Origin of the sequence: Rhizobacter sp., from assembly GCF_035702065.1 — a bacterium.
In the GTDB taxonomy this organism is placed as follows: Bacteria; Pseudomonadota; Gammaproteobacteria; order Burkholderiales; family Burkholderiaceae_C; genus Rhizobacter.
Window position 1 is genome coordinate 1 of record NZ_DASSRA010000440.1, and the last position, 4702, is coordinate 4702.

Sequence of the window (4702 nt, forward strand, 5' to 3'; positions counted from 1 at the left end):
CACCGTGATCTCGCTTTGCTTCATCACGCGCTGGCCGTCCTCCTCGCGGTACGACGGATTGCGGCCGCCGCGCCTGACGACGTGCACGTCGTCGAGGAACAGCTCGATGCGGCTCTGGTCGAGGTCGGGGATGCCGGCGTAGCCCACGGCGGCCAGGATGCGGCCCAGGTTGGGGTCGCTGGCGAAGAAGGCAGTTTTCACCAGCGGCGAGTGCGCGATGGCGTAGGCCGCCAGGCGGCATTCGGCCTCGGTGCGGCCGCCGTAGATGCGCACGGTGATGAACTTGGTGGCGCCCTCGCCGTCGCGCACGATGGCCTGCGCCAACTGCTCGGCCACGGCGAACACGGTGTCGCTCAGCGCCCGGCCCTCGGGGCTGTCGAGTTGGGCAATGGGCGCATGGCCGGCGCGGTGCGTGGCGATCAGCACGAAGGAGTCGTTGGTGGAGGTGTCGCCGTCGATGGTGATGCGGTTGAAGGAGCGGTCGGCCGCCTCCCGCACCAGCGCATCCATCAAGTGCGGCGCGATCACCGCATCGGTGGCAATGAAGCCCAGCATGGTGGCCATGTTGGGGCGGATCATGCCGGCGCCCTTGGCGATGCCGGTCACGGTGACCGTCTGCCCGCCGATCACCACCTGGCGCGAGGCCGCCTTGGGCACGGTGTCGGTGGTCATGATGGCCTGGGCGGCCTCGGCCCAGCCGTCGGCACCCAGGCTGGCGATGGCGGCCGGCAGGCCCGCGATGATGCGCTCGCTGGGCAGCGTTTCCATGATCACGCCGGTGGAGAACGGCAGCACCTGCTCCGGCGCCACGGCCATCAGCTGGGCCAGCGCCGTGCAGGTGGCTTGCGCCCGCTGCAGGCCGTCGTCGCCCGTGCCGGCGTTGGCATTGCCGGTGTTGATGAGCAGCGCGCGCATGCCCAGCTCGGTGGCCAGGTGCCGGCGGCACAGCTGCACGGGCGCGGCACAGAAGCGGTTTTGCGTGAAGACGCCGGCCACCGCCGCGCCCACGTCCAGCGCCACCACGGTGACATCGCGCCGGTTGGCCTTGCGCACGCCGGCCATGGCCGTGCCGATGCGCACCCCCCCCACCGGATGCAGGGCTTCAGGTGGGGTGACAGTCAGGTTGACGGGCATGGAAGCCTCCGCTCGGACGGATCTCTACAAGGACAAAAGCGGGATCAGGCCAGCTTGCCGTGGCATTGCTTGTACTTCTTGCCGCTGCCGCAGGGGCAAGGGTCGTTGCGGCCCACGCGCGGCAGGCCGTCCGCGCCAGCCACCGCTGCGGCGGCCGCCCTGCTGCCCAGGCGCTGGGCCACCGCGGTGGCCACATCGCTGTCCTGCACCACGCTGCCGTCTTCCTCGGGGTGGGTGTAGGTGACGTTGCCGATGTGCTCGGCGCGTTCCTCGATGGCCTCGGCCGCGCGGGCAGCCTCCTCGTTGGTTTGGATGCGCACGGTCATCAGCATGCGCGTCACGTCCATCTTCACCACGTCGAGCAGCTGCGAAAACAGCTCGAAGGCCTCGCGCTTGTATTCCTGCTTGGGGTTCTTCTGCGCGTAGCCGCGCAGGTGGATGCCCTGGCGCAGGTAGTCCAGCGCGGCCAAGTGCTCGCGCCAGTGCGAGTCCAGCGACTGCAGCAGCACCATGCGCTCGAAGGCGGCAAACTGTTCGGCACCCACCACGGCCAGCTTCTTCTCAAAGCCCTCGTCGGCTGCCTTGACCACGCGCTCGACGATGTCCTCGTCGGTGATGGCCTCGCTCTTGTCCACCTCGGCCTTGAGCGCCACGTCCACCTGCCATTCGTCGCGCAGGGTCTTCTCCAGCGCGGCCAGCTCCCATTGCTCTTCGACGCTCTCGGCCGGCACGTAGGTGCGCACCACGTCGGTCATGGCGCCGCGGCGCAGGGGGGCCACCTGCGCCTTCAGGTCGCTGGCCTCCAGCAGCTCGTTGCGCTGCTGGTAGATGACCTTGCGCTGGTCGTTGGCCACGTCGTCGTATTCGAGCAGCTGCTTGCGCATGTCGAAGTTGCGCGCTTCCACCTTGCGCTGCGCGGTCTCGATGGAGCGGGTCACCATGCCGGCCTCGATGGCCTCGCCGTCGGGCATCTTCAGGCGCTCCATGATGGCGCGCACGCGGTCGCCCATGAAGATGCGCATCAGCGGGTCTTCCAGCGAGAGGTAGAAGCGCGACGAGCCCGGGTCGCCCTGGCGGCCGGAGCGGCCGCGCAACTGGTTGTCGATGCGGCGGCTCTCGTGCCGCTCGGTCGCGATGATGCGCAGGCCGCCGCTCTGCTTCACCTGGTCGTGCAGGCCCTGCCATTCGCTGTGCAGCTGCGCGATGCGGCGGGCCTTGTCCTCGGCCGGCACCGACTCGTCCGCCTCCAGCAACTGCTCCTGCTTCTCCACATTGCCGCCCAGCACGATGTCGGTGCCGCGGCCCGCCATGTTGGTGGCGATGGTGATCATCTTGGGCCGCCCGGCCTGGGCCACGATCTCGGCCTCGCGGGCGTGCTGCTTGGCGTTCAGCACCTGGTGCGGCAGCTTGGCCTTGTCCAGCAGGCCGGAGACCAGCTCGGAGTTCTCGATCGACGTGGTGCCCACCAGCACCGGCTGGCCGCGCTCGTAGCAGTCGCGGATGTCGGCAATGACCGCCTCGTACTTTTCCTTGGCGCTCTTGTAGACCAAGTCCAGCTCGTCGCGGCGGATCATGCTGCGGTTGGGCGGGATGACCACGGTCTCCAGGCCGTAGATCTCCTGGAACTCGTACGCCTCGGTGTCGGCCGTGCCGGTCATGCCGCCCAGCTTGCCGTACATGCGGAAGTAGTTCTGGAACGTGATGGAAGCCAGCGTCTGGTTCTCGGGCTGGATGGGCACGCGTTCCTTGGCTTCCACGGCCTGGTGCAGGCCGTCCGACCAGCGCCGGCCCGTCATCAGGCGGCCGGTGAATTCATCGACGATCACGACCTCCAGGCCACGCTCGCCCTTTTGCACCACGTAATGCTGGTCGCGGTGGTACAGGTGATGCGCCCGCAGCGAGGCGTACAGGTGGTGCATCAGCGTGATGTTGGCGGCGTCGTACAGCGAGGCGCCCTCGGCCAGCAGGCCGGCCTGGGTGAGCAGCCGCTCGGCGTTTTCGTGGCCGGCCTCAGTCAGGTAGACCTGGTGCGACTTCTCATCCGCCGTGAAGTCGCCCGGCTCGATGACGCCCTCGCCGGTGCGCGGGTCGGCCTCGCCGATCTGCTTTTTCAGTTGCGGCGAGATGGCATTGATCTTGAGGTAGACCTCGGTCTGGTCTTCGGCCTGGCCGCTGATGATGAGCGGCGTGCGGGCTTCGTCGATCAGGATTGAGTCCACCTCGTCGACGATGGCGTAGTTGAGGCCGCGCTGCACGCGGTCGGCCACTTCGTACACCATGTTGTCGCGCAGGTAGTCGAAGCCGAATTCGTTGTTGGTGCCGTAGGTCACGTCGGCGGCGTAGGCGGCCTGCTTTTCCTCGCGCGGCATGTGCGGCAGGTTCACGCCCACCGTAAGGCCCAGGAAGTTGTAGAGCCGGGCCATCCACTCGGCATCGCGCCGGGCCAGGTAATCGTTCACGGTGACGACGTGCACGCCCTTGCCGGCCAGGGCATTCAGGTACACGGGCAAGGTGGCCGCCAGGGTCTTGCCCTCGCCGGTGCGCATCTCGGCGATCTTGCCGTTGTGCAGGACCATGCCGCCCAGCATCTGCACGTCGAAGTGGCGCATCTTCAAGACGCGCTTGCCGCCCTCGCGGGCCACCGCAAAGGCCTCGGGCAGCAGGTCGTTCAGCGTGGCGCCCTTGGCCAGCCGCTCGCGGAACTCGGCGGTCTTGGCGCGCAACTGGTCGTCGCTGAGCTTTTCCAGCGATGGCTCCAGGGCAGCGATCTGCTGGACCACGTGCCGGTATTGTTTGAGCAGCCGCTCATTGCGACTGCCGAAAATCGAGGTCAGGAGCTTGGGCAACATGAGGAGTGCTGAGTCGGACCCAGCGCAGGTTTGCGCAGGAGCATCACAAACGATGCCGGGCAGATGTTGGGGCAGGCCGCCGCGGTGCAAGCCCCGTGGACACTCAGCGCGACTCGGTCTCCGCCGCGCCACCACCCGAGGCGGCGCGCGAGTCTATCACTGGCCGGCCCAGCCGGCGCCGGGCCACCCCAAGGCGGCTGAGTACCCGCCCGGCGGGTGGCACCGGTACTCCGGGGACGGGTACCCCCGGCTCAGCGGCGCTGCGAAGACGAAGCCTGCGCGGTGGAACGGTCCCGCGAACCCGGGCCGCCGGAGAGGAACTTCACCGGGTCTTGCGGCACGCCTTCCACCAGCACCTCGAAGTGCAGGTGCGGGCCGGTGGAGCGGCCGGTGGTGCCCACCTCGGCGATGAGCTGGCCGCGGCGCACCAGGTCGCCTTGCTTGACCAGGATCTTGGACGCGTGGGCATAGCGGGTCATCAGGCCGTTGCCGTGATCAAGTTCCACCATCTGGCCGTAGGCAGGGTGGCGGCTCACGTTGACCACCACGCCGCCGGCCGCCGCGCTGATGGCCGTGCCGGATTCGGCCGGGAAGTCGAGCCCGGTGTGCAAGGCGCTGTGGCCGGTGAAAGGGTCGGGCCGGAAGCCGAAGCCGGAACCCACCGGGCCGGTCACCGGCGGCGAGCTGGGCACCATCAGCGCCTGCAGCCGGCGTTCCAG

At 68.5% G+C, this 4702-nt stretch carries 3 protein-coding genes; all 3 read right to left on the bottom strand.

The window, feature by feature from the left end:
* On the bottom strand, positions 1–1134 hold a 1134-nt coding region (gene argJ, locus VFL64_RS19325; protein WP_489542013.1), incomplete at its 3' end, for a bifunctional glutamate N-acetyltransferase/amino-acid acetyltransferase ArgJ.
* A 44-nt stretch (positions 1135–1178) separates the two neighbouring features.
* Complete coding sequence (gene secA / locus VFL64_RS19330; RefSeq protein ID WP_489542014.1) at positions 1179–3983, bottom strand: preprotein translocase subunit SecA; 2805 nt, start codon at positions 3981–3983, stop codon at positions 1179–1181.
* Positions 3984–4234: 251 nt separating this feature from the next.
* Positions 4235–4702: M23 family metallopeptidase (locus VFL64_RS19335; RefSeq protein ID WP_489542015.1), on the bottom strand; the 468-nt coding region annotated here is incomplete at its 5' end.